General features: G+C 71.8%; 19 protein-coding genes and 1 pseudogene. 11 read left to right on the top strand and 9 right to left on the bottom strand.

Annotation, left to right across the window (positions count from 1 at the left end; all coding sequences use genetic code 11):
* Window positions 1-19: 19 nt before the first annotated feature.
* The gene (locus MRBLMI1_RS12620) at window positions 20-862 is read right to left on the bottom strand and encodes an NAD-dependent epimerase/dehydratase family protein (RefSeq protein ID WP_367733414.1); all 843 of its coding nucleotides are present in this window, start codon (window positions 860-862) and stop codon (window positions 20-22) included.
* A 232-nt stretch (window positions 863-1,094) separates the two neighbouring features.
* Between MRBLMI1_RS12620 and MRBLMI1_RS12625 the strand changes: the two genes are divergently transcribed.
* The 4 genes from MRBLMI1_RS12625 to MRBLMI1_RS12640 all read left to right on the top strand — a co-directional run bounded on the left by MRBLMI1_RS12625 (window position 1,095) and on the right by MRBLMI1_RS12640 (window position 3,453).
* Window positions 1,095-1,637, top strand: a complete 543-nt coding sequence (locus MRBLMI1_RS12625; RefSeq protein WP_367733416.1) for an RNA polymerase sigma factor — start codon at window positions 1,095-1,097, stop codon at window positions 1,635-1,637.
* 4 nt (window positions 1,638-1,641) lie between these two features.
* Window positions 1,642-2,223 (top strand): Asp23/Gls24 family envelope stress response protein, encoded by a 582-nt coding sequence (locus MRBLMI1_RS12630; RefSeq protein ID WP_367733418.1) that lies wholly within the window; start codon window positions 1,642-1,644, stop codon window positions 2,221-2,223.
* Window positions 2,220-2,543: a hypothetical protein gene (locus MRBLMI1_RS12635; protein WP_367733420.1), complete on the top strand. Its 324-nt coding sequence runs from the start codon at window positions 2,220-2,222 to the stop codon at window positions 2,541-2,543. The genes MRBLMI1_RS12630 and MRBLMI1_RS12635 overlap by 4 nt, the downstream gene beginning before the upstream one ends.
* A 61-nt stretch (window positions 2,544-2,604) precedes the next feature.
* The gene (locus tag MRBLMI1_RS12640; protein ID WP_367733422.1) at window positions 2,605-3,453 is read left to right on the top strand and encodes an SDR family oxidoreductase; all 849 of its coding nucleotides are present in this window, start codon (window positions 2,605-2,607) and stop codon (window positions 3,451-3,453) included.
* A 12-nt stretch (window positions 3,454-3,465) separates the two neighbouring features.
* Here the strand turns inward: MRBLMI1_RS12640 and MRBLMI1_RS12645 are convergent, their stop codons facing one another.
* The 3 genes from MRBLMI1_RS12645 to MRBLMI1_RS12655 form a co-directional block, all read right to left on the bottom strand.
* Complete coding sequence (locus MRBLMI1_RS12645; protein ID WP_367733424.1) at window positions 3,466-4,155, bottom strand: methionine ABC transporter permease; 690 nt, start codon at window positions 4,153-4,155, stop codon at window positions 3,466-3,468.
* On the bottom strand, window positions 4,152-5,174 hold the full coding sequence (locus MRBLMI1_RS12650) for a methionine ABC transporter ATP-binding protein (protein ID WP_367733486.1): 1,023 nt from the start codon (window positions 5,172-5,174) through the stop codon (window positions 4,152-4,154). The genes MRBLMI1_RS12645 and MRBLMI1_RS12650 overlap by 4 nt, the downstream gene beginning before the upstream one ends.
* Window positions 5,175-5,257: 83 nt before the next feature.
* Window positions 5,258-6,205: a MetQ/NlpA family ABC transporter substrate-binding protein gene (locus tag MRBLMI1_RS12655; protein ID WP_367733488.1), complete on the bottom strand. Its 948-nt coding sequence runs from the start codon at window positions 6,203-6,205 to the stop codon at window positions 5,258-5,260.
* Between the two features lie 279 nt (window positions 6,206-6,484).
* On the opposite strand from MRBLMI1_RS12655, the pseudogene MRBLMI1_RS12660 reads away from it, so the two are divergent.
* Together MRBLMI1_RS12660 and MRBLMI1_RS12665 are read left to right on the top strand one after the other, a co-directional pair.
* A pseudogene (locus tag MRBLMI1_RS12660) lies at window positions 6,485-7,555 on the top strand (pyridoxal-phosphate dependent enzyme); the annotation flags it as partial.
* Between the two features lie 20 nt (window positions 7,556-7,575).
* A complete protein-coding gene (locus MRBLMI1_RS12665) occupies window positions 7,576-8,736 on the top strand; it encodes a cystathionine gamma-synthase (protein WP_367733512.1) in 1,161 nt (386 codons plus the stop codon).
* A 108-nt stretch (window positions 8,737-8,844) separates the two neighbouring features.
* Here MRBLMI1_RS12665 and MRBLMI1_RS12670 read toward each other — a convergent pair whose 3' ends face one another.
* Window positions 8,845-9,480 carry an NADPH-dependent F420 reductase gene (locus MRBLMI1_RS12670; protein ID WP_367733513.1) on the bottom strand — a complete coding sequence of 212 codons (636 nt, stop codon included), beginning with the start codon at window positions 9,478-9,480 and terminating at the stop codon, window positions 8,845-8,847.
* Between the two features lie 372 nt (window positions 9,481-9,852).
* Here MRBLMI1_RS12670 and MRBLMI1_RS12675 point away from each other — a divergent pair, with 372 nt between their 5' ends.
* The 5 genes from MRBLMI1_RS12675 to MRBLMI1_RS12695 all read left to right on the top strand — a co-directional run bounded on the left by MRBLMI1_RS12675 (window position 9,853) and on the right by MRBLMI1_RS12695 (window position 13,554).
* Window positions 9,853-10,584 carry a DUF2510 domain-containing protein gene (locus MRBLMI1_RS12675; protein WP_367733514.1) on the top strand — a complete coding sequence of 244 codons (732 nt, stop codon included), beginning with the start codon at window positions 9,853-9,855 and terminating at the stop codon, window positions 10,582-10,584.
* Window positions 10,581-11,378 (top strand): sulfite exporter TauE/SafE family protein, encoded by a 798-nt coding sequence (locus MRBLMI1_RS12680; RefSeq protein WP_367733515.1) that lies wholly within the window; start codon window positions 10,581-10,583, stop codon window positions 11,376-11,378. Before MRBLMI1_RS12675 ends, MRBLMI1_RS12680 begins: the two co-directional genes overlap by 4 nt.
* Window positions 11,379-11,562: 184 nt before the next feature.
* Complete coding sequence (locus MRBLMI1_RS12685; RefSeq protein WP_367733516.1) at window positions 11,563-12,012, top strand: FAS1-like dehydratase domain-containing protein; 450 nt, start codon at window positions 11,563-11,565, stop codon at window positions 12,010-12,012.
* Window positions 12,009-12,413 (top strand): MaoC/PaaZ C-terminal domain-containing protein, encoded by a 405-nt coding sequence (locus tag MRBLMI1_RS12690; RefSeq protein ID WP_367733517.1) that lies wholly within the window; start codon window positions 12,009-12,011, stop codon window positions 12,411-12,413. Before MRBLMI1_RS12685 ends, MRBLMI1_RS12690 begins: the two co-directional genes overlap by 4 nt.
* 4 nt (window positions 12,414-12,417) lie before the next feature.
* The gene (locus MRBLMI1_RS12695; RefSeq protein WP_367733518.1) at window positions 12,418-13,554 is read left to right on the top strand and encodes a UDP-N-acetylmuramate dehydrogenase; all 1,137 of its coding nucleotides are present in this window, start codon (window positions 12,418-12,420) and stop codon (window positions 13,552-13,554) included.
* 218 nt (window positions 13,555-13,772) lie between these two features.
* Here MRBLMI1_RS12695 and MRBLMI1_RS12700 read toward each other — a convergent pair whose 3' ends face one another.
* Genes MRBLMI1_RS12700 through MRBLMI1_RS12715 form a run of 4 tightly spaced genes read right to left on the bottom strand, consistent with a single transcriptional unit; the run spans window position 13,773 to window position 17,408 of the window.
* Window positions 13,773-14,972, bottom strand: coding sequence for a pyridoxal phosphate-dependent aminotransferase (locus tag MRBLMI1_RS12700; RefSeq protein WP_367733519.1), 1,200 nt, complete (start codon window positions 14,970-14,972; stop codon window positions 13,773-13,775).
* 25 nt (window positions 14,973-14,997) lie between these two features.
* Entirely contained in the window at window positions 14,998-15,330 is a 333-nt protein-coding gene (locus tag MRBLMI1_RS12705) for a YciI family protein (RefSeq protein WP_367733520.1), read from the bottom strand.
* A gap of 54 nt (window positions 15,331-15,384) precedes the next feature.
* Window positions 15,385-16,053 (bottom strand): AAA family ATPase, encoded by a 669-nt coding sequence (locus tag MRBLMI1_RS12710; protein ID WP_367733521.1) that lies wholly within the window; start codon window positions 16,051-16,053, stop codon window positions 15,385-15,387.
* Entirely contained in the window at window positions 16,050-17,408 is a 1,359-nt protein-coding gene (locus MRBLMI1_RS12715; protein ID WP_367733522.1) for an MFS transporter, read from the bottom strand. Before MRBLMI1_RS12715 ends, MRBLMI1_RS12710 begins: the two co-directional genes overlap by 4 nt.

Here is a 17,408-nt window from a genome sequence, read left to right on the forward strand (position 1 = left end):
GCGGCGGGCGCAGGCCCGGTCAGCGGTGGTCGCGCCAGGAATGCTGCGGGTCGTACCCGAGCAGGCGACGCGCCTTGTCGATCGAGAGGAGCGTGTCGTTCGTCCCCAGGTCGCCCGTCGTCGGGACGCCGGGGAACACCTCCGCGACGAGCTCGTCGTTGCTGCGGGTCATCACGGTGTCGGCCGCGGCGATGATGAAGCGGTCGAACCCGGCGGGGGCGTTCTCGAGCGCGCGCTGGACGGCCTGGGCGCCGTCGCGGGCGTCGATGTAACCCCAGAGGTTCCACTTGCGCGTCGTCGCGTCCTCGTCGAAGGGGAACTCCGCGTAGTCCTCGGGCACCATGACGTTCGAGAACCGCAGCGCGGTGATGGAGATCTCGGGATGCCACCGGACGAGCTCGATCGCCAGCTGCTCCTCGAGGTGCTTGACCAGGGAGTACACCGACTCCGGCCGGGCCGCGTACTCCTCGTCGACCGGGATGTACGGCGGCGGCACGTCGAACGGCAGGCCGAGCACCGTCTCGCTGGACGCGTAGACGATCTTGTGGATGCCGAGGCGCACGGCGGCCCAGAACACGTTGAACGTGCTGACCATGTTGTTGTGGAAGGTCGCCACGTCCGAGCGCAGGCCCGGGGCGGGGATGGCGCCGAGGTGCACGAGCGCGTCGACGCCGTCGTGCTGGTCGTTCACTCCGGCGAGGGCGTCGATGACCTGGCCGTAGTCCGAGAGGTCGACCTGCACGAAGCCGGGTCCGCGCTGCCCGACGATGTCGAGGCCGATGACGTCGTGGCCGGCGGCACGAAGCTCCCGCGCGACGACGGTGCCGAGTTTGCCGGACGAGCCGGTGAGAGCGATGCGCATGGGGTCCGTCCTTGGTCCGAGGGTTGTCTGCGTCGACGTTACCGGTAACGAGACGGGGCCGGGCCGGACCGGAGCAGCTCGGTGAGGCATCCCTCGTCCTGCTGTCTCCGGACGCAGTGCCACGAACTCACCGGCGCGTCAAGCGCTCAGGGTGTGTCACCCGGGGATGTTTCGCTATCCAGAGCATTTGGTTCGCGAAACGTCGCGGTCCAGACGGGGGAAGAGAAAAAAGATGAGCACGCTGGCTTCGGCGACGGACGCGCTGCTCGCGTCGCGCGCCGCGGACGGCGACCAGCTCGCGTTCGGCGTGCTGGTCCGACGTCACGCGCCGTTCCTCGTGGCGTTCGCCACGAAACTGACCGGCTCCCGCGCGGACGCCGACGACTGCGTCCAGGAGGCGCTCATCACCGCCTGGCGCCGTCTGCCCGACCTGGCCGAGCCCGAGAAGGTCCGCAGCTGGCTGACCACGATCGTGTCGCGCAAGGCGACCGACCGCCTCCGGTCGCGCAAGATCTCGGAGCAGATCGACGAGGAGATGGTCGCCGCCGAGGGCGATCCCGAGCGGGCGACTGTGGCATCGTCGCAGATGGACGCGCTCAAGCGCGTGCTCGCCGAGCTCCCCGAGGACCTCCGCGTCGTCTGGGTGCTGCGCGAGATCGGCGGCCACAGCTACGAGGAGATCGCCGAGGAGGTCGGTGCGACGCCGGCCACGGTCCGTGGCCGCCTCGCCCGGGCACGGAAGACCGTGCTCGAACGCATGCAGGAGTGGAGGTGACCCGGTGACGGCTCACGACGAGACGACGGAGACCATCGGGGGCTCGGGGTACACCCTCGAGGACCTGTCGGCCTACCTCGACCGGAATCGGACTCCGCGGATCGCGGCCATCGAGCGCGATGCGGAGTGCCAGGCCGTCCTGGCATCCATGGAGCGGATGGGACGACTGTCACGGGAGCTGGTGGCCGAGCAGGCCGCGGAGCCGCTGGCGGACTCCTGGTACGACGACATCATGCGCGAGGTCATGCGCGAGTTCCGGGCCGGGCGCGACATCCCCCTCGCGCGCACCGACGACGGGACGGAGATCGTCGTCACCGAGGGCGCGCTCTACGAGCTCATCCGCTGCGTCGGCGACGAGATCCCCGGGGTGCTCATCAGCCGCGTGCGGCTGGACCACCCCGAGGCGGGCGGACCGCTGTCGATCCGGATCGCGATGAGCGTGCGCTTCGGCCGCCGCATCGCGGACGCGGTCGACCAGCTGCGCGAGGACGTCCGCACAGCCGTCGAACGGCAGGGCGACCTGCGCGTCGGGACCATCGACGTCACGGTGGGCGATGTCCACCTGGACGAGGAGGAGGAGCGATGAACCACACGTCGAGCACGGAGCTGGCCCCCCGCATCGATGGCGCCGTGGCCGCCGTCGACGGTGTGTGCGAGAGCTACTCCGCACGGGCCGCGGCGGCACGCGCGGTGGAACGGGTGATCGCCCCCGGCGCCACCGCGCTCGCCCACGTACGCGAGTCCGCGGACGCGCGCGACGTGACGGTGTGCATCGGGGTGTCCGGCCAGACCGACAGCGCGAGCGTCGCGTCCGCCGTCGCCTCGGCCGTCCGCGGCGTCGAGCCGGACGGCGTCGCGACGCACGTGCGCGTCCGCGTCGCCCGACTGGTGGCCCCGTCGGCCTGAGCGGTGCCGGCGCCGGACGTGCGCTCTACGCTGGAGGAAGGCCCCTTTCCTCGGAGGACGCATGTCGACTCGACCCGCCATCGCCGTGACCGGCTCCACCGGAGCCGTGGGAGGCCGCGTCGCCCGCGACCTCGCCGCCCGCGGCATCCCTCAGCGTCTCCTCGTCCGTGACGCCTCCCGTGCCCCGCGCCTTGACGGCGGCGACGTGCACGTCGCCGGGTATTCGGACCGGGATGCCGCCCTCCGCGCCCTCGACGGGGTGGAGACGCTCTTCATGGTCTCGGCGTCCGAGAGCGCCGATCGCGTCGAGCACCACCGCACCTTCATCGACGCGGCAGCGACGGCCGGGGTGCGCCACGTCGTCTACACGTCCTTCCTCGCCGCGGCGCCCGACGCGGTCTTCACCCTCGGACGCGATCACGCGGCGACGGAGGAGGCGCTCCGCGCCTCGGGGATGGATGCCACCCTGCTGCGCGACAACTTCTACATGGACATGATGGAGCTCTTCGCCGGCGACGACGGGGCGATCCGCGGCCCGGCGGGCGACGGACGCTGCTCGCTGGTCTCGCGCGCCGACGTCGCCGCGACCGCCGTGTCCGTGCTGCTCGACCCCGCCCCGCACCGAGGGCGCGTGTACGACCTCACCGGCCCGGAGGCGCTGACCCTCGCCGAGGTCGCCGACAGGATCTCCCTCGTCCGCGGCACGAAGGTGCGCTTCGTCGACGAGACCGTCGAGGAGGCCTACGCCTCGCGGGCCCGGTACGGCGCGCCCCGGTGGCAGCTGGACGCGTGGGTCAGCACCTACACCGCCATCGCCAGCGGCGAGCTCGCCGGGGTGTCGGGCGACGTGGAGGCCGTGACCGGGCGCCCGCCGCAGAGCTTCGAGGAGTTCCTCGGCGCCGTGTCCTAGAGGCGGGGGGGCTCAGCGACGCAGGAAGCGACGCGCCAGACGGTTGCCGAGGAACTGCGCCAGCTGCACCAGCACGATGATGATCGCGATGGCGACCCACATCGTCACGAAGTCCCACCGGCGGAAGCCGTACGTCAGCGCGAACGACCCGAGGCCGCCGGCGCCGACCGCGCCCGCCACGGCCGTCATATCGACGATCGCGACGACGACGAACGTGTAGCCGAGGATGAGGGGTCCCAGCGCCTCCGGCACGAGGAGCGTGGCGATGATGCGCCACGGACCGGCGCCGGCCGCACGGGCCGCCTCGATCACGCCCGGGCTGATGGTGACGAGGTTCTGTTCGACGATGCGGGAGAAGCCGAACGTCACCGCGATCGACAGCGGGACGATCGCCGCCGTCGTGCCGATCGACGTGCCCACGACCGCCGCGGTGACGGGGGAGAGGGCGAGGATCAGCACGATGAACGGGATCGGGCGGAACACGTTCACGAGCAGGTTCAGCACCACGTTCACCGCCCGGTTGGGCAGCACGCCGCCGCCGCGCGTGACGTAGAGCGCCAGCCCGAGCACGAGCCCGCCGATGCCGCCGAACACCATGGTCAGCAGCACCATCGTGAGGGTCTGCCCGATCGCCTCGAGCAGGATGGGGCCGTAGCGGTCCCCGTCCCACTGGGTCGCGATCTGCGCCAGGAACACGGTCATCGGGCCACCTCCTCGGTGCGGGTGACGGTACGGAGCTCGGAGATCACGGCATCCACTCCCTCGTCCGGTCCGGTCAGTTCGATCGTGAGCGAGCCGAACGAGCGCTGCTGGAGCGAGCTGATCCCGCCGTAGAGCAGCTCGAAGCTCACGCCGCGGGCCGCCGCGCCCGACAGGATGCCGCCGATGCCGGCGCCGTCCACGACGTCCGCGATGACGATGCGGCCCGGGTGCGCGGTGCGCAGACGCGCCAGCTCGTCGTCGCTCGGCCGATCGTGCAGCGCCGTCGAGACGAAGGCGCGCCCGGTATCGGACGACGGCTCGGCGAACACGTCGAACGCCGTGCCCGACTCGACAACGCGTCCGGCGCTGAGCACGGCCACCCGATCGGCGATCGCGCGGACGACGTCCATCTCGTGCGTGATGACGACGACGGTGACGCCGAGCTCGCGGTTCACGCGCTTCAGCAGCGCGAGGACGTCGGCGGTCGTCGAGGGGTCCAGCGCGCTGGTCGACTCGTCCGCGAGCAGGATCGGGGGAGAGGTCGCCAACGCGCGGGCGATGCCGACGCGCTGCTTCTGGCCGCCCGACAGCTGGTCGGGGTAGGCGTGGGCCCGATCGAGCAGGCCCACGAAGTCGAGCAGCTCGGCGGCGCGTTTCTCGCGGTCCGCCTTGCTCCATCCCGCGACCTTGAGCGGGTACATGACGTTCCCGGCGACGGTGCGCGACGAGAACAGGTTGAACTGCTGGAAGATCATGCCCGTGCGCCGGCGCACCTCGCGCAGACGGCGTTCGGGGAGCGTCGAGATGTCGACGCCGTCGACGACGACCGTTCCGGTCGTCACCCGCTCGAGGCCGTTGATGAGGCGGACGAGCGTGCTCTTGCCGGCACCGGACTGGCCGATGACGGCGAAGATCTCGCCCGCGGCGATCTCGAGGTCGATGCCGTCGAGGGCGGACACGGTCCCGCCGTTCGCCTCGAAGGTCTTGGTCACGCCGGAGAGGCGGATGATGGGGTCCACAGGGGCTCCTCGTCAGAACGTGAGACGCCGGCGGGGCGTCCGGCCGCAACCGGTCGCCCCGCCGGCGGCGGGACGGATGCGGCTCAGGCCGCGTCCTCCTTCTGCTTCTCGATCTCGGCGAGCCACTCGCGCACCTGCGCGGGCTGCTCCTCGACGATGCGGGCGGTCTCGCCCGACTCCTCGACGACGATCTCGGTCACGCGGGGGTCGTGGTAGGCCTCCCAGACCTTCTGGTACGCCTCGTCGTCCTCCTCGCCGGCGCGGGCGGCGATGATGTTGATGTACGGCCAGCTGTTCGCGTCCGACGGGTCGACCGAGAAGATCGCCTTGTCGAGGATGCCGGCGTCGGTGGCGAAGTTGTTGTTGACGATCGCCCCGGCGATCGAGGGGTCCTGGAGCGACGGCGCGGTGAGCGAGGCGTCCACCGGCTCCACCTCGACGCGGGCGGACGTGATGTCGGCGGGCGTGGGCGTGGTCGCGTCGTTCAGCTCCAGCAGACCGGCCGACTCCAGCACCTTGAGGGCGCGGGCCTGGTTGGTGGCGTCCTGCGGGATCGCGATGCGGCCGCCCTCGGGGATGTCCGCGACGTCGGTGTACTGCTCCGAGTAGATCGGCAGCGGGACGATGATCGTCGGACCGACGACGCTGAGGCCGTCGCCCGTGGCGACGTTGTGGTCGGAGAGGTAGTCGATGTGCTGGAAGGCGTTCAGGTCGATGGACCCGTCGGCCAGCGCCGGGTTCGGCGTCTCGTAGGAGTCGAACGGCACGATCTCGAGGTCGATCCCCTCCTCGGCGAGGATCTCCTGCAGCACGGGCCAGTGGCCCTGCGCGGCGTCGGTGGTGCCGAGCCGGACGGTCGTGCGATCGCCGCCCGCGGCGGTGTCGGAGCCGCCGATCAGGCGGGGGATCAGCAGGGCGCCGGCGACGACGACGGCCACGGCGACCACGGCGATGATCGCGTAGAGGCCGCCCCGGCGGCGGGGCTTCGAGGGGAGGGTCGGCCCGGTGGAGCCGTTCGTGCTGTCACTCATGGTGGTGTGTCTCCTTGGTGCTGCGCCCCGGTGCAGGGGCACCCGAGCACGTTAGACAGGGATGCCGCCGCACCCAATTCGCGTGACGAAGCATGACCTTCCGTGTGACGACGCATGACGGCGACGGATGACGACGGTCTCTCGCCCGTGCCCCCTCCCGGTCCGGTAGGCTGTCCGCGTGCTGACCTGTCGCTGTTGTCGCTGAGAGCTCCCGCTCTCCTTCTCGACGACCCCTTCAGCCCCCGCGCCTCCGGCGCCCCACACCCTCAGGACTGCATCGTGCGCTACGCCCAGAGCGTCGTCGACCTCGTCGGCGGCACCCCCCTCGTCCGTCTGAACCGCGTGACGGACGGCATCGCCGCCACCGTCCTCGCCAAGATCGAGTACGTCAACCCGGGCGGCTCGGCGAAGGACCGCATCGCGGCCAACATCGTCGACGCCGCGGAACGCGACGGCCTGCTGCAGCCCGGCGGCGTCATCGTCGAGCCGACGAGCGGCAACACCGGCGTCGGTCTCGCGCTCGTCGCGCAGCAGCGCGGGTATCGCTGCGTCTTCGTGGTGCCCGACAAGGTCGCCGAGGACAAACGCGCGGTCCTGCGCGCCTACGGCGCCGAGGTCGTCGTCACGCCCACGAACGTCGAGCCCGAGGACCCGGAGTCCTACTACAGCGTCTCCGACCGCCTCGTGCGCGAGATCCCCGGCGCGTACAAGCCGAATCAGTACGCCAACCCCAACGGGCCGCGCAGCCACTACGAGACCACCGGTCCGGAGATCTGGCGCGACACCGACGGGACGCTCACCCACTTCGTCGCCGGCGTCGGCACGGGCGGCACCATCAGCGGCACCGGCCGCTATCTCCGCGAGGTCGCCGGCGCGGCGGTGCGGATCGTCGGCGTCGACCCGGTCGGCTCGATCTACTCCGGCGGCGACATCCACGGCTACGACGTCGAGGGTGTCGGCGAGGACTTCTACCCGCCCGCCTTCGACCCCACGGTCGTCGACGCGTACGAGCGCGTGTCCGACGCGGAGTCGTTCGCGATGACCCGCCGCCTCGCCCGCGAGGAGGGCCTGCTCGTCGGCGGCTCCAGCGGCATGGCCGTCGTGGGAGCGCTGCGGGTCGCACGCGACCTGCCCGCCGACGCGGTCGTCGTCGTGGTCCTCCCGGACCACGGCCGCGGCTACCTCAGCAAGATCTTCGACGACCGCTGGATGCGCGACCACGGCTACGACGTCGAGCCGGTGGCATCCCTCCTCCCCTCCGACGCCGACGCGACCGCCGCCTCAGACGCGACCGCCGCCTCAGACGCGACCGCCGCCTCCGTCCCGACCGCCCCCTCCGTCTCGACCGCCACCCCCGAGGAGCACTCCGCATGAGCACCCACGACGCCGCGCGCGGCTTCGACAGCCTCGCCGTCCACGCCGGTCAGGCCTTCGACGAGACCACCGGCGCCGTCATCCCGCCCATCCACGTCTCCACGACGTACGCGCAGGACGGCATCGGCGGCCTCCGCGGCGGTTACGAGTACGGCCGCAGCGGCAACCCCACGCGCACCGCCCTCGAGACGCAGATCGCCGCCCTCGAGGGAGGCGCCCGCGCGCTGTCGTTCTCGTCCGGGCTCGCGGCCGAGGACGCGCTGCTGCGCGCTGCGCTCGTCCCGGGCGACGAGGTGCTGCTCGGCAACGACGTCTACGGCGGCACCTACCGCCTGCTCGCCCGCGTGCTCGCCCCCTGGGGCGTCGGTCTCCGCGTCGTGGACATGAGCGACCTGGATGCCGTCGCCGCCGCCATCCGCGAGCGTGCTCCCCGCATGGTCTGGGTGGAGACCCCCAGCAACCCGATGCTCCGCGTCACCGACATCGCCGGCCTCGCCCGCCTCGGGCACGAGGCCGGGGCGGTCGTCGTCGTCGACAACACGTTCGCGTCGCCCGCGCTGCAGCGTCCACTGTCGTTCGGCGCCGACGTCGTCGTGCACTCCGCGACGAAGTACCTCGGCGGTCACTCCGACGTCGTGGGCGGCGCGCTGGCCTTCGCCGACGCCGAGCTGGCGGAGAAGACGCAGTTCCTGCAGTTCGCCGCCGGTGCGGTGTCCGGCCCGTTCGACGCCTACCTCACCACCCGCGGGATCAAGACCCTCGGCATCCGCATGCAGCGTCACAGCGAGAACGCGCAGGCGCTCGCCGCGCACCTGGACGCGCACGACCGGGTCGCAAAGGTGTACTACCCGGGCCTCGCGTCGCACCCGGGACACGAGCTGGCCGCGCGGCAGATGAGCGCCTTCGGCGGCATCGTCTCGCTCGAGCTGGCCGACGGCACCGCCGCGCGCCGCTTCGCCGAGTCGACCCGGCTGTTCACCCTCGCCGAGTCGCTGGGCGGCGTGGAGTCGCTGGTGAACTACCCGGATGCCATGACCCACGCCTCCGTGCGCGGAACGGAGCTCGCCGTCCCCGAGACGATCGTGCGCCTGTCGGTCGGCATCGAGTCGGTGGACGACCTCGTCGCCGACGTCGACCAGGCGCTCGCCGCGCTCTGAGCGCCGCGCCGGGCCTCGCCCCCGCCGTGAGAAACGCTCCCTGCGCCGAGGAACGCCGGGTGCCGGCGTGTCTCGGTGCAGAGAGCGTTCCTCGGCGGGGAGCCGGGCTCAGCGCTCCGCGCGGGCCAGGTTCTGCTCGAGCTCGTCGCGGTTCTGAGGCACGACGTAGGCGGGCTGGTCGCGCTCGACGCGCCAGCTCTCCGCGAGGGGTCCGACGTTGACGGTGTCGAAGCCGAACTCGTCGTAGATGCGGGTGACGAGGGCGACGGCCTCGTCGCTGTCGCTCGAGGTCGCCAGCGCGCGACGACCCGGGGTGCCGGCGGGGGAGCCGTCGGTGAGGATGTCCGCGGCGGGGATGTGGTTGAACGCCTTGACCACGGTCGACTTGGGAAGGTGCTCCTGCAGCAGCTGCGACGTGGTCGTCCGCTTCTCGTCGAGTGCGGCGATGCGACCGTCGCGCTCCCAGTAGTAGTTGTTCGTGTCCAGCACCGTCTTGCCCGCCAGCGGCGCCGCGGGGATCTCGGTGTACGCCTTCAACGGAACCGTCACGACGACGATGTCGCCGGCCTCGGCGGCATCCTGAGCCGTCGCCGCCCGGGCGTGCTCACCCAGTTCGCCGACGAGATCCGCGAGGGTCTCGGGTCCGCGCGAGTTCGCGATCACGACGTCGTAGCCGTGGTCCACGAAGCCCCGCGCGAGGGCCTGACCGATGTTTCCTGCTCCGATGATTCCTACAGTCGTCATGCCTCCCTGCAACGCCCCGCGGTCGCGTCGGCATTCCCGGGGAAGCGGGCACCGCGTGAAAAATCAGCGAGGAAAGTAACTAGCACCCCGAAGTATCGGTGTCAACCGGTCGGACCTGGTCCATCGACCGGGTTACCTTCCTTCTGTCGCACCCTCGCGATCATGGTCGCAGACCGGTGTTCGGGTCACCGTTCCGCTTGACCTGTGAGGGCGACGGCCCCCGGTGGACGCGGCTTCGGACCACCGGGGGCCGCTTTCTTTCCCGCCCCGAGTACCGGGAGCCGGCGGACGGGAGCAATCCCCGATGGGGGATGGCGGTCATCTCGCTAGGGTGAGCATGCGGCGCCGCCGCGCGAGCGGAACGAGGTGCCCATGGACGAGAGATCCCCCGGCTGGTACGTCGACGAGCGCGGCGATCTGCGCTGGTGGGACGGGCAGGGCTGGACCGGCCACGTCCACACGCCGTCCGACGTTCCCGAGGCGGGTCCCGGGACTCCGGATGCCGCCGCCTCCCTGCCCGGCTCCGCCTCCGGGCCCGCGTACGGCTCCACGTCCGCGGGCGTCGCCGTCGCCGAGCGCACCGCCCCCGCGGCATCCCCGGTCCGGCCCCAGCGTCCGCGGTGGATCCTCTGGACGGTCCTCGTCGTCGTGGGGCTGCTCGTCGGCGTCGTGGTCGCGGTCGTGGTGACCCTCGTGTCGGACGCCGTCCGGGCCAGCGAGCAGGAGCGGGCCGCCGTCGCGGCCGTCGAGGGGTACGACGCGGCCTGGGGCGACGCGGACTGCGCGCGGTTCGAGGCGTCCACGACCGCCGAGCTCCGCGAGAGTCTCGGGTACGCGGACTGCGCGGTCTTCGTTCAGGATGCCGAGATCTTCGGCGAGACGGTGCAGAATTACGAGCAGTCCGTCACAACCGTGACGCGGCGGGATGACGGCACCGTCGCCGTACGCACCGAGGAGTCCTACCTGAACCTCGTCGGTGCGGAGGGAGAAGCCCTGGCGGAGCCGGAGCCCTTCCTCCTCGAGTACGAGTACGTCGTCGTCCCGGTGGGTGAGCAGTGGCTCATCAACGATTTCTACTACCCGGAGGACGCTCAGACCCCGTGAGCCCTGACACCACCACCCGGCGCCCGGTGCGCTTCTTCCTTCTCTGCATCGGCGTCGGCCTGCTGGCGGGCCTGCTGTCCGGTCTGTTCGGCGTGGGCGGCGGCACCGTCATCGTGCCCCTGCTCGTGCTGCTGCTCGGCTTCGACCAGCGTCGCGCGGCGGGCACCTCCCTCGCGGCGATCGTGCCGACCGCCTCGGTCGGCGTCATCTCCTACGCCGTCGGTGGCGACGTGGCGTGGATCCCGGCGCTCATCCTCGCTGCGGGAGCCGTCATCGGCGCGCAGATCGGCACGTGGCTGCTGCCGAAGCTGTCGCAGACCGCGCTCCGCTGGTCGTTCGTCGCCTTCCTCCTCGCCGTCATGGTGAGCCTCTTCTTCGTCATCCCCTCGCGCGACGCGGAGCTCCCGCTGACCTGGCTCACCGGCCCCGGCCTCGCCGTGCTCGGCGTGATCACCGGCATCCTGGCGGGACTCCTCGGGGTGGGCGGCGGCATCATCGTCGTGCCCGCGCTGGTCCTCCTCTTCGGAACGAGCGACCTCATCGCCAAGGGCACGTCGCTGCTCATGATGATCCCGACCGCGATCTCGGGCACCGTCGGCAACCTCCGCCGGTCGAACGTCGACCTCCCCGCCGCGCTCTGCGTCGGACTGGCGGCGTGTACGACGACGGCCCTGGGTGCGTTCCTCGCGCACCTGCTCGACCCGTTCGTGGCCAACATCCTCTTCGCGGCCTTCCTGCTGTTCATCGCCACGCAGATGGCGATCAAGGCGGTGCGCGGGCGGCACCAGCGTTGACCCGCGGGCGGCGGCCCCGCTCTGCGGGGGTGGGGTCGGCGCCGTCGCGTCGTGCCGGCGACAGGCGGAACGTCCGGAACAGGCAGTTCCGGCGCGGATCCTCCTGTCGCGGAGCCGTTGCCTGTCCCCGGTGCGCCCGGCGGGGGTCGGCGGGGCGTTCCGGCCCCGCCGGTAGACTTGCGGGGTGCCCGTGAATCCCGAACTGGTCGGCCGCGCCTTCGCGCCGACCGCGCCGTATCTGGTCGGCCGCGAGAAGGTGCGCGAGTTCGCCCGCGCCGTCTTCGCCGAAGCCCCGCAGCACTCCGACCCCGAGGCCGCTCGCGCCCTCGGCTACGCCGACGTCGTCGCACCGCCGACGTTCGCCATGGTGGTGCAGGACCTCACCCTCCAGCAGCTCCTCGGCGACCCCGACTCGGGGATCGTGCTCTCCCGCCTCGTCCACGCGGAGCAGCGCTTCCGTTACTCGCGCCCCATCGTCGCGGGTGACGAGCTGGTGGCGACGCTGTCGGTCACCGGCATCCGGAGCATGGGAGGCGGGACGATGATCACGAGCGAGGCGGAGATCGTGGATGCCGCCGGCGCCCACGTCGTCACCACGACGAGCGTCCTGCTGGCCGGGGAGGCCGACGCATGAGCGGCTTCGTCGTCGGCGACGTCATCGCCGAGCGCTCGGTCCACCTGACCCGCGAGGCGCTCGTGCGCTACGCCGGGGCGTCGGGGGACTTCAACCCGATCCACTACCGCGACGACGTCGCGGCGGCCGTAGGACTGCCCGGCGTGCTCGCGCACGGCATGCTCACCATGGGCGTCGCCGTCGGCACCCTCGCCGAGGCGCTCGGCGACACAGGACGCATCCTCGAGTACGGCGTGCGCTTCACCCGTCCCGTCGTCGTCGACCCCGAGACCGGGGCGGAGCTCCACGTCAGCGCCAAGGTCGGTGCCGTCGACGACGAGACCGCCCGCATCGACCTCACCGTCACCTTCGCCGGCACGACCGTGCTCGGCAAGGCGCAGGTGCGCGTGCGGCTGTCCTGACGTCATGCCTGAGGTTCCCCCCGTCCCCCTGTCCCAGCTGACGACGCTGCGCACCGGCGGCATCCCGGCACGGATGGTCGAGGCGTCCACGTCCGACGAGCTCGTCGCCGCGCTGCGCGACGTGTGGGCCGACGGCGACCGCTGGCTCGTGCTCGGCGGCGGCTCCAACCTCTTCGCCGGCGACGACGAGTTCGACGGCACCGTGATCCGCGTGCGCAGCACCGGCATCGACGAGCTGCCCGGCTCCCAACCCGAGACGGTCCGTCTCCGCGTGCAGGCCGGTCACGACTGGGACGCCCTGGTCGCCGAGACGGTCGTGCGCGGCTACGCCGGAATCGAGGCGATGTCGGGCATCCCCGGCACGGTCGGCGCGGCGCCCGTGCAGAACGTCGGCGCCTACGGCCAGGAGATCGTGCAGACCCTGGTGGAGGTCGAGCTCATCGACGAGTCGACCGGCGATGTGTCGACCGTCCCGGCATCCGATCTGGGTCTCGGGTTCCGCACGTCGGTGCTCAAGCATCACTACGGCTCGGTGCCCGACCGTCCGGCCGTCATCCTGTCGGTGACGCTGGAGCTCGAGCGGGTCGGGGCCGCCGAACGCCCGCTCGCGGGGGAGCAGCTGCGATCGGCGCTCGGCCTCGGCCCCGACGAGGCCGTGTCGCTGCGCTGGATCCGCGACCACGTCCTGGCCACAAGGGCGCGCAAGGGCATGGTGCTCGACGACGAGGACCCCGACACCTGGAGCGCCGGGTCGTTCTTCCAGAACGCGATCGTCTCCGAGGGGTTCGCGCGGACGCTTCCGGACGAGTGCCCGCGCTGGCCGATGTCGCCGGTGCTCGACCCGATCCGGGTCATCCCGCTCGCGGCGTTCGACGGCGTGCTGCCGCCGCCCCCGGTCGAGCGTCGCGAGGTGAAGGTGAGCGCGGCGTGGCTCATCGAGCACGCCGGGCTGTCGCGCGGTTTCCGTCTGCCCGGCTCACGGGCCGGACTGTCGACGAAGCACACCCTCGCCCTGACGAACCGCGGCGAGGCGTCGGCCGCCGAGATCGCGCAGCTCGCGCGGTTCGTCCAGCAGCGTGTGCACGCGGAGTTCGGGCTCCTCCTGCAGCCCGAGCCCGTCCTGATCGACGTCGAGCTCTAGCCCCTTCCGCCCGGCGGCGGCCGGTGGTGGGGCATGTCCCACTTTGTGCAGCCGGCCATGCCTGGAACTGCACAAAGTGGGACACCGCTGGAGAAGGTGCGCTGCCTCCGGTGGGGCATGTCCCACTTTGTACAGCCGGCCAGGCCTGGAACTGCACAAAGTGGGACACCGCACAAAGGGGGAGCCGCGCCGCCAGCCGGGGCGCGGCCCCGCGGTGCTCAGGAGAAGAGGCGCTGCAGGCGCTGCACACCCTCGAGCAGCTGCTCGTCGCCGAGCGCGTACGAGAGGCGGAGGTACCCGCTCGGACCGAACGCCTCGCCCGGGACCACGGCGACCTCGGCCTGCTCCAGGATGAGGTCGGCCAGCTCGAGCGAGGTCGCGGGGGTCGTGCCGTTCCAGTCGCGGTTCAGCAGTCCGCGGACGTCGGGGTACACGTAGAACGCACCGAGCGGGTTCGGGACCTCGACGCCGTCGATCTTGGACAGCTCCGACACGATGAGGCGCCGGCGGCGGTCGAACGCCTGCCGGAACTGCTCGACCTCGTCCTGCGGGCCCGTGAGGGCGGCCGCGGCGGCGCGCTGGGCGACGTTGTTCACGTTGCTCGACAGGTGCGACTGCAGGTTGGCCGCCAGCTTCATGGCATCCGCCGGTCCCACCATCCAGCCGACACGCCACCCGGTCATCGAGTAGCTCTTGGCGACGCCGTTGACGAGGATGGTCTGCCCCGCGAGCTCGGGAACCGCCTCGACGATCGACACGGCACGCAGACCCTCGTAGGTGAGGTTCTGGTAGATCTCGTCGGTGATGACCCAGATGCCGTGTGCGAGCGCCCAGCGGCCGATCTCGGCGGTCTCCTCCGGCGTGTAGACCGCGCCGGTGGGGTTCGACGGCGAGACGAAGACGAGCACCGTCGTCTTGTCGGTGCGGGCCGCCTCGAGCTGCTCGACGGTCACCTTGTAGTCCTGGTCGGCACCGGCGAAGACCTCGACGGGGATGCCGTCGGCCAGCGCGATCGCCTCGGGGTACGTGGTCCAGTACGGGGCGGGCAGCAGCACCTCGTCGCCGGGGTTCACCACGGTCTGGAAGGCCTGGTACACGGCCTGCTTGCCACCGTTGGTCACGATGACCTGCGCGGGGGAGACCTCCAGGCCCGAGTCGCGGCGGGTCTTCTCGACGATCGCCTCGCGCAGCACGGGCAGGCCGGCGGCGGGCGTGTACCGGTAGTTGGCCGGGTTCTGCAGCGCCTCGGCGGCGGCATCCACGATGAACGACGGCGTGGCGAAGTCCGGCTCGCCGGCGGCGTACGAGATCACCGGGCGGCCGGCGGCCTGGAGGGCCTTCGCCTTCGCATCGACCTTGAGGGTCGCGGACTCGGCGATGGCGGAGAGCTTGCGGGAGAGCGGTGCGCGGTCTGTCACGCACGAAGCCTATCCGGCCTCCGGCTCATTCCAACGGCCAGTACGGGCGCACCTCGATCGCCCCATGCGTGGCCATGGGATGCCGCGACGCGAGGGCGACAGCGGCATCCATGTCGTCGCACTCCAGGACGTCGAACCCGGCGATCCATTTGCGGGTGTCGGCGAACGGTCCCGGCGTCGTCGTGACCTCGCCGCCGCGCCGACGAATGGTGACCGCCTCGGCGACCGGCCGCAGGCGGTCGCCCTCGCGCCACGCGTCGTGCCGGTCCACCTCTTCGCCCCATTGCTCGATCGAGAGCTCGGGGGCCTCGGTGCCGTCGTTGTCGGGGTCGACCACGACCAGCATGAGGAATCTCATCTGGGCTGCTCCCTCCGTGAGGCGAGCCGGGGCTCGCGTCGGCTTTCGGGAACCCTACGGCGCTCCTCCGACATCCGGAACCCCTGCGGCGGGGTCACGATCCGCATCCGCCCGGGCGGCCGCCGCGGGGAGGGACAGCGGCCGCGCCATCGCGTCGGCGAGGGTCCGCTCGATGACGACGGGATCGACGGGGCGGTCGCCGTTGTCGATGAGCACCTGACGTGCGCCCCGCCACCGGCACTCGACCGCCTGCGCCGACGCCCAGAACCGGTCCCAGTGCGCCAGCTTCCACGCGTCGCGGTCGAGGCCGCGCGCGGTGATGCGCTCGCGGACCAGCCGCTCATCGGCCGTGACGCGCACGACGACGACCGCGAGGTCATCCGGCCAGTCGTGCTCCCAGGCGGTCCGCTCCAGGAAGTCGGGCTGGGAGAGGTACCTCCCGAACGGTGCGTCCAGCACGACGTCCAGGCCGACGCCGAGGACGCCGGAGGCGACGCGCAGGAGGGTGGCGTACTCGACGTCCATGACGACCTGCTGGTAGTACGCGTTGTCCTCCCGGCCGTGCGGGTCGGTGCCGACCGCCCGCAGCAGGGCGGTCGTGAACTCGTCCGCGACGGCGTCCTTGTCGAGGTAGGCGGCCCGTCGGGTCCGGGCGATGGCTTCCGCGACCGTGGACTTGCCGCTTCCCGCGCAGCCCACGACGACGTACAGCCGCGGGCTCACGCGTCCGCTCCCGGCGACTCCGCAGCCGACCGGTCGCGCACGAAGACGCCGTAGGCGACGGCGCCGACCAGCAGCAGGACCCCGCCCACGACGAACACCCACGCGTAGCTCCCGCCGGTGGCGTTCAGGATCGCTCCCGTCACCACGGGCGCGAGCGCCGCGCCGAGGAAACCGCCGAAGTTCTGGATGGCGCCGAGGGAGGCGACCTGTGCGGGCGGGGCGATGTCCGCGGCGAGGGTCCAGAGGCACCCGACCGGCACCTGCGCGGCGAAGTAGCCGAGCGAGAGAAGACCGATCGCGACGGCGGTGTCGTCCACGAAGGCGACCGGCAGGACCGCCGCGGCCGCCAGCACGGCGCCGCCCACGATGGGGATGCGGCGGGCCGTCAGCGTGGGCGCACCGCGGAGGATCAGCAGGTTCGACACCGCGCCGCCGACGAGGACGCCCGCGACGCCGCACAGGAACGGGACGGCGGCCAGCCAGCCGCTGTTCGTGAGGCTGAAGCCGCGCGCGGTCTGCAGGTAGCTGGGCAGCCACGTGAGGTACACCCATGAGGTGTAGAAGATGCCGAACGCGCCGAGCACCATGAACCAGGTGTTGGGCTGCCTCAGTAGACGTGTCCATCCTGCACGCGCTGACTCGGCGCTCGCACCGGACGCCGGATCGGACGCGCCGGCGGCGGCCGCGGCGACCGGCTCGGCGCCGGTAGCGGGCGCGGTCGACAGCCCCGCGAGGACGGCCTGCTGGGCGAGCGTGGGGTCGCGGTAGATCCGCAGCCAGACGAGGGCGACGACGATCCCGGCCGCCCCGACTACGACGAACATGCCCCGCCAGCTCAGGGTCAGCAGGAGGACCGTCAGCAGGGGCGGGGCGATGGCGTTCGCGATCTGGGAGCCGGTGTTGACGAGCGCGATCGGCAGGGCCCGTTCGGAGCCGCGGAACCACCGCTGGTTGACGGCGAGGGCAGATGTGAAGAACGGTGCCTCGGCGATGCCGAGAGCGACCCGGCAGGCGTAGAGGACGCCGAACGACTGCGCCGCCGCCGTCACCACGGCGACGAGCGACCACGCGGTCGCCGCGCCGGCGAACATCCGCCGGGGGCCGAGGCGGTCGACGAGGTACCCGGCCGGGAGGTTGGCCAGGGCGTACGGCCACGAGAACGCGGCGAGCAGCAGCCCCATCTCGAGGGGGTCGAGGCCGAACTCCTCGGCGATCGTGGTGTTCGCCACGCTCAGCGTGGACCGGTCCAGATAGTTCACGATCCCGCCGAGGAGCAGGAAGCAGACGAGCACCCAGCGGATGCGGACGCTTCTCCTCTCTTCGCGGGTCAGGTCCGGGAGGGCGGTCGTCGTCAC

The organism is Microbacterium sp. LMI1-1-1.1, assembly GCF_040815675.1.
In the GTDB taxonomy this organism is placed as follows: Bacteria; Actinomycetota; Actinomycetes; order Actinomycetales; family Microbacteriaceae; genus Microbacterium.

Excerpts from the sequence above, each read along its gene's own strand:
- MRBLMI1_RS12645 (WP_367733424.1), bottom strand. The coding sequence starts at position 4,155 with ATGACCGTGTTCCTGGCGCAGATCGCGACCCAGTGGGACGGGGACCGC.
- MRBLMI1_RS12675 (WP_367733514.1), top strand. The coding sequence starts at position 9,853 with ATGGACGAGAGATCCCCCGGCTGGTACGTCGACGAGCGCGGCGATCTG.
- MRBLMI1_RS12705 (WP_367733520.1), bottom strand. The coding sequence starts at position 15,330 with ATGAGATTCCTCATGCTGGTCGTGGTCGACCCCGACAACGACGGCACC.
- MRBLMI1_RS12665 (WP_367733512.1), top strand. The coding sequence starts at position 7,576 with ATGAGCACCCACGACGCCGCGCGCGGCTTCGACAGCCTCGCCGTCCAC.
- MRBLMI1_RS12635 (WP_367733420.1), top strand. The coding sequence starts at position 2,220 with ATGAACCACACGTCGAGCACGGAGCTGGCCCCCCGCATCGATGGCGCC.
- MRBLMI1_RS12690 (WP_367733517.1), top strand. The coding sequence starts at position 12,009 with ATGAGCGGCTTCGTCGTCGGCGACGTCATCGCCGAGCGCTCGGTCCAC.
- MRBLMI1_RS12655 (WP_367733488.1), bottom strand. The coding sequence starts at position 6,205 with ATGAGTGACAGCACGAACGGCTCCACCGGGCCGACCCTCCCCTCGAAG.
- MRBLMI1_RS12620 (WP_367733414.1), bottom strand. The coding sequence starts at position 862 with ATGCGCATCGCTCTCACCGGCTCGTCCGGCAAACTCGGCACCGTCGTC.
- MRBLMI1_RS12625 (WP_367733416.1), top strand. The coding sequence starts at position 1,095 with ATGAGCACGCTGGCTTCGGCGACGGACGCGCTGCTCGCGTCGCGCGCC.
- MRBLMI1_RS12640 (WP_367733422.1), top strand. The coding sequence starts at position 2,605 with ATGTCGACTCGACCCGCCATCGCCGTGACCGGCTCCACCGGAGCCGTG.
- MRBLMI1_RS12670 (WP_367733513.1), bottom strand. The coding sequence starts at position 9,480 with ATGACGACTGTAGGAATCATCGGAGCAGGAAACATCGGTCAGGCCCTC.
- MRBLMI1_RS12695 (WP_367733518.1), top strand. The coding sequence starts at position 12,418 with ATGCCTGAGGTTCCCCCCGTCCCCCTGTCCCAGCTGACGACGCTGCGC.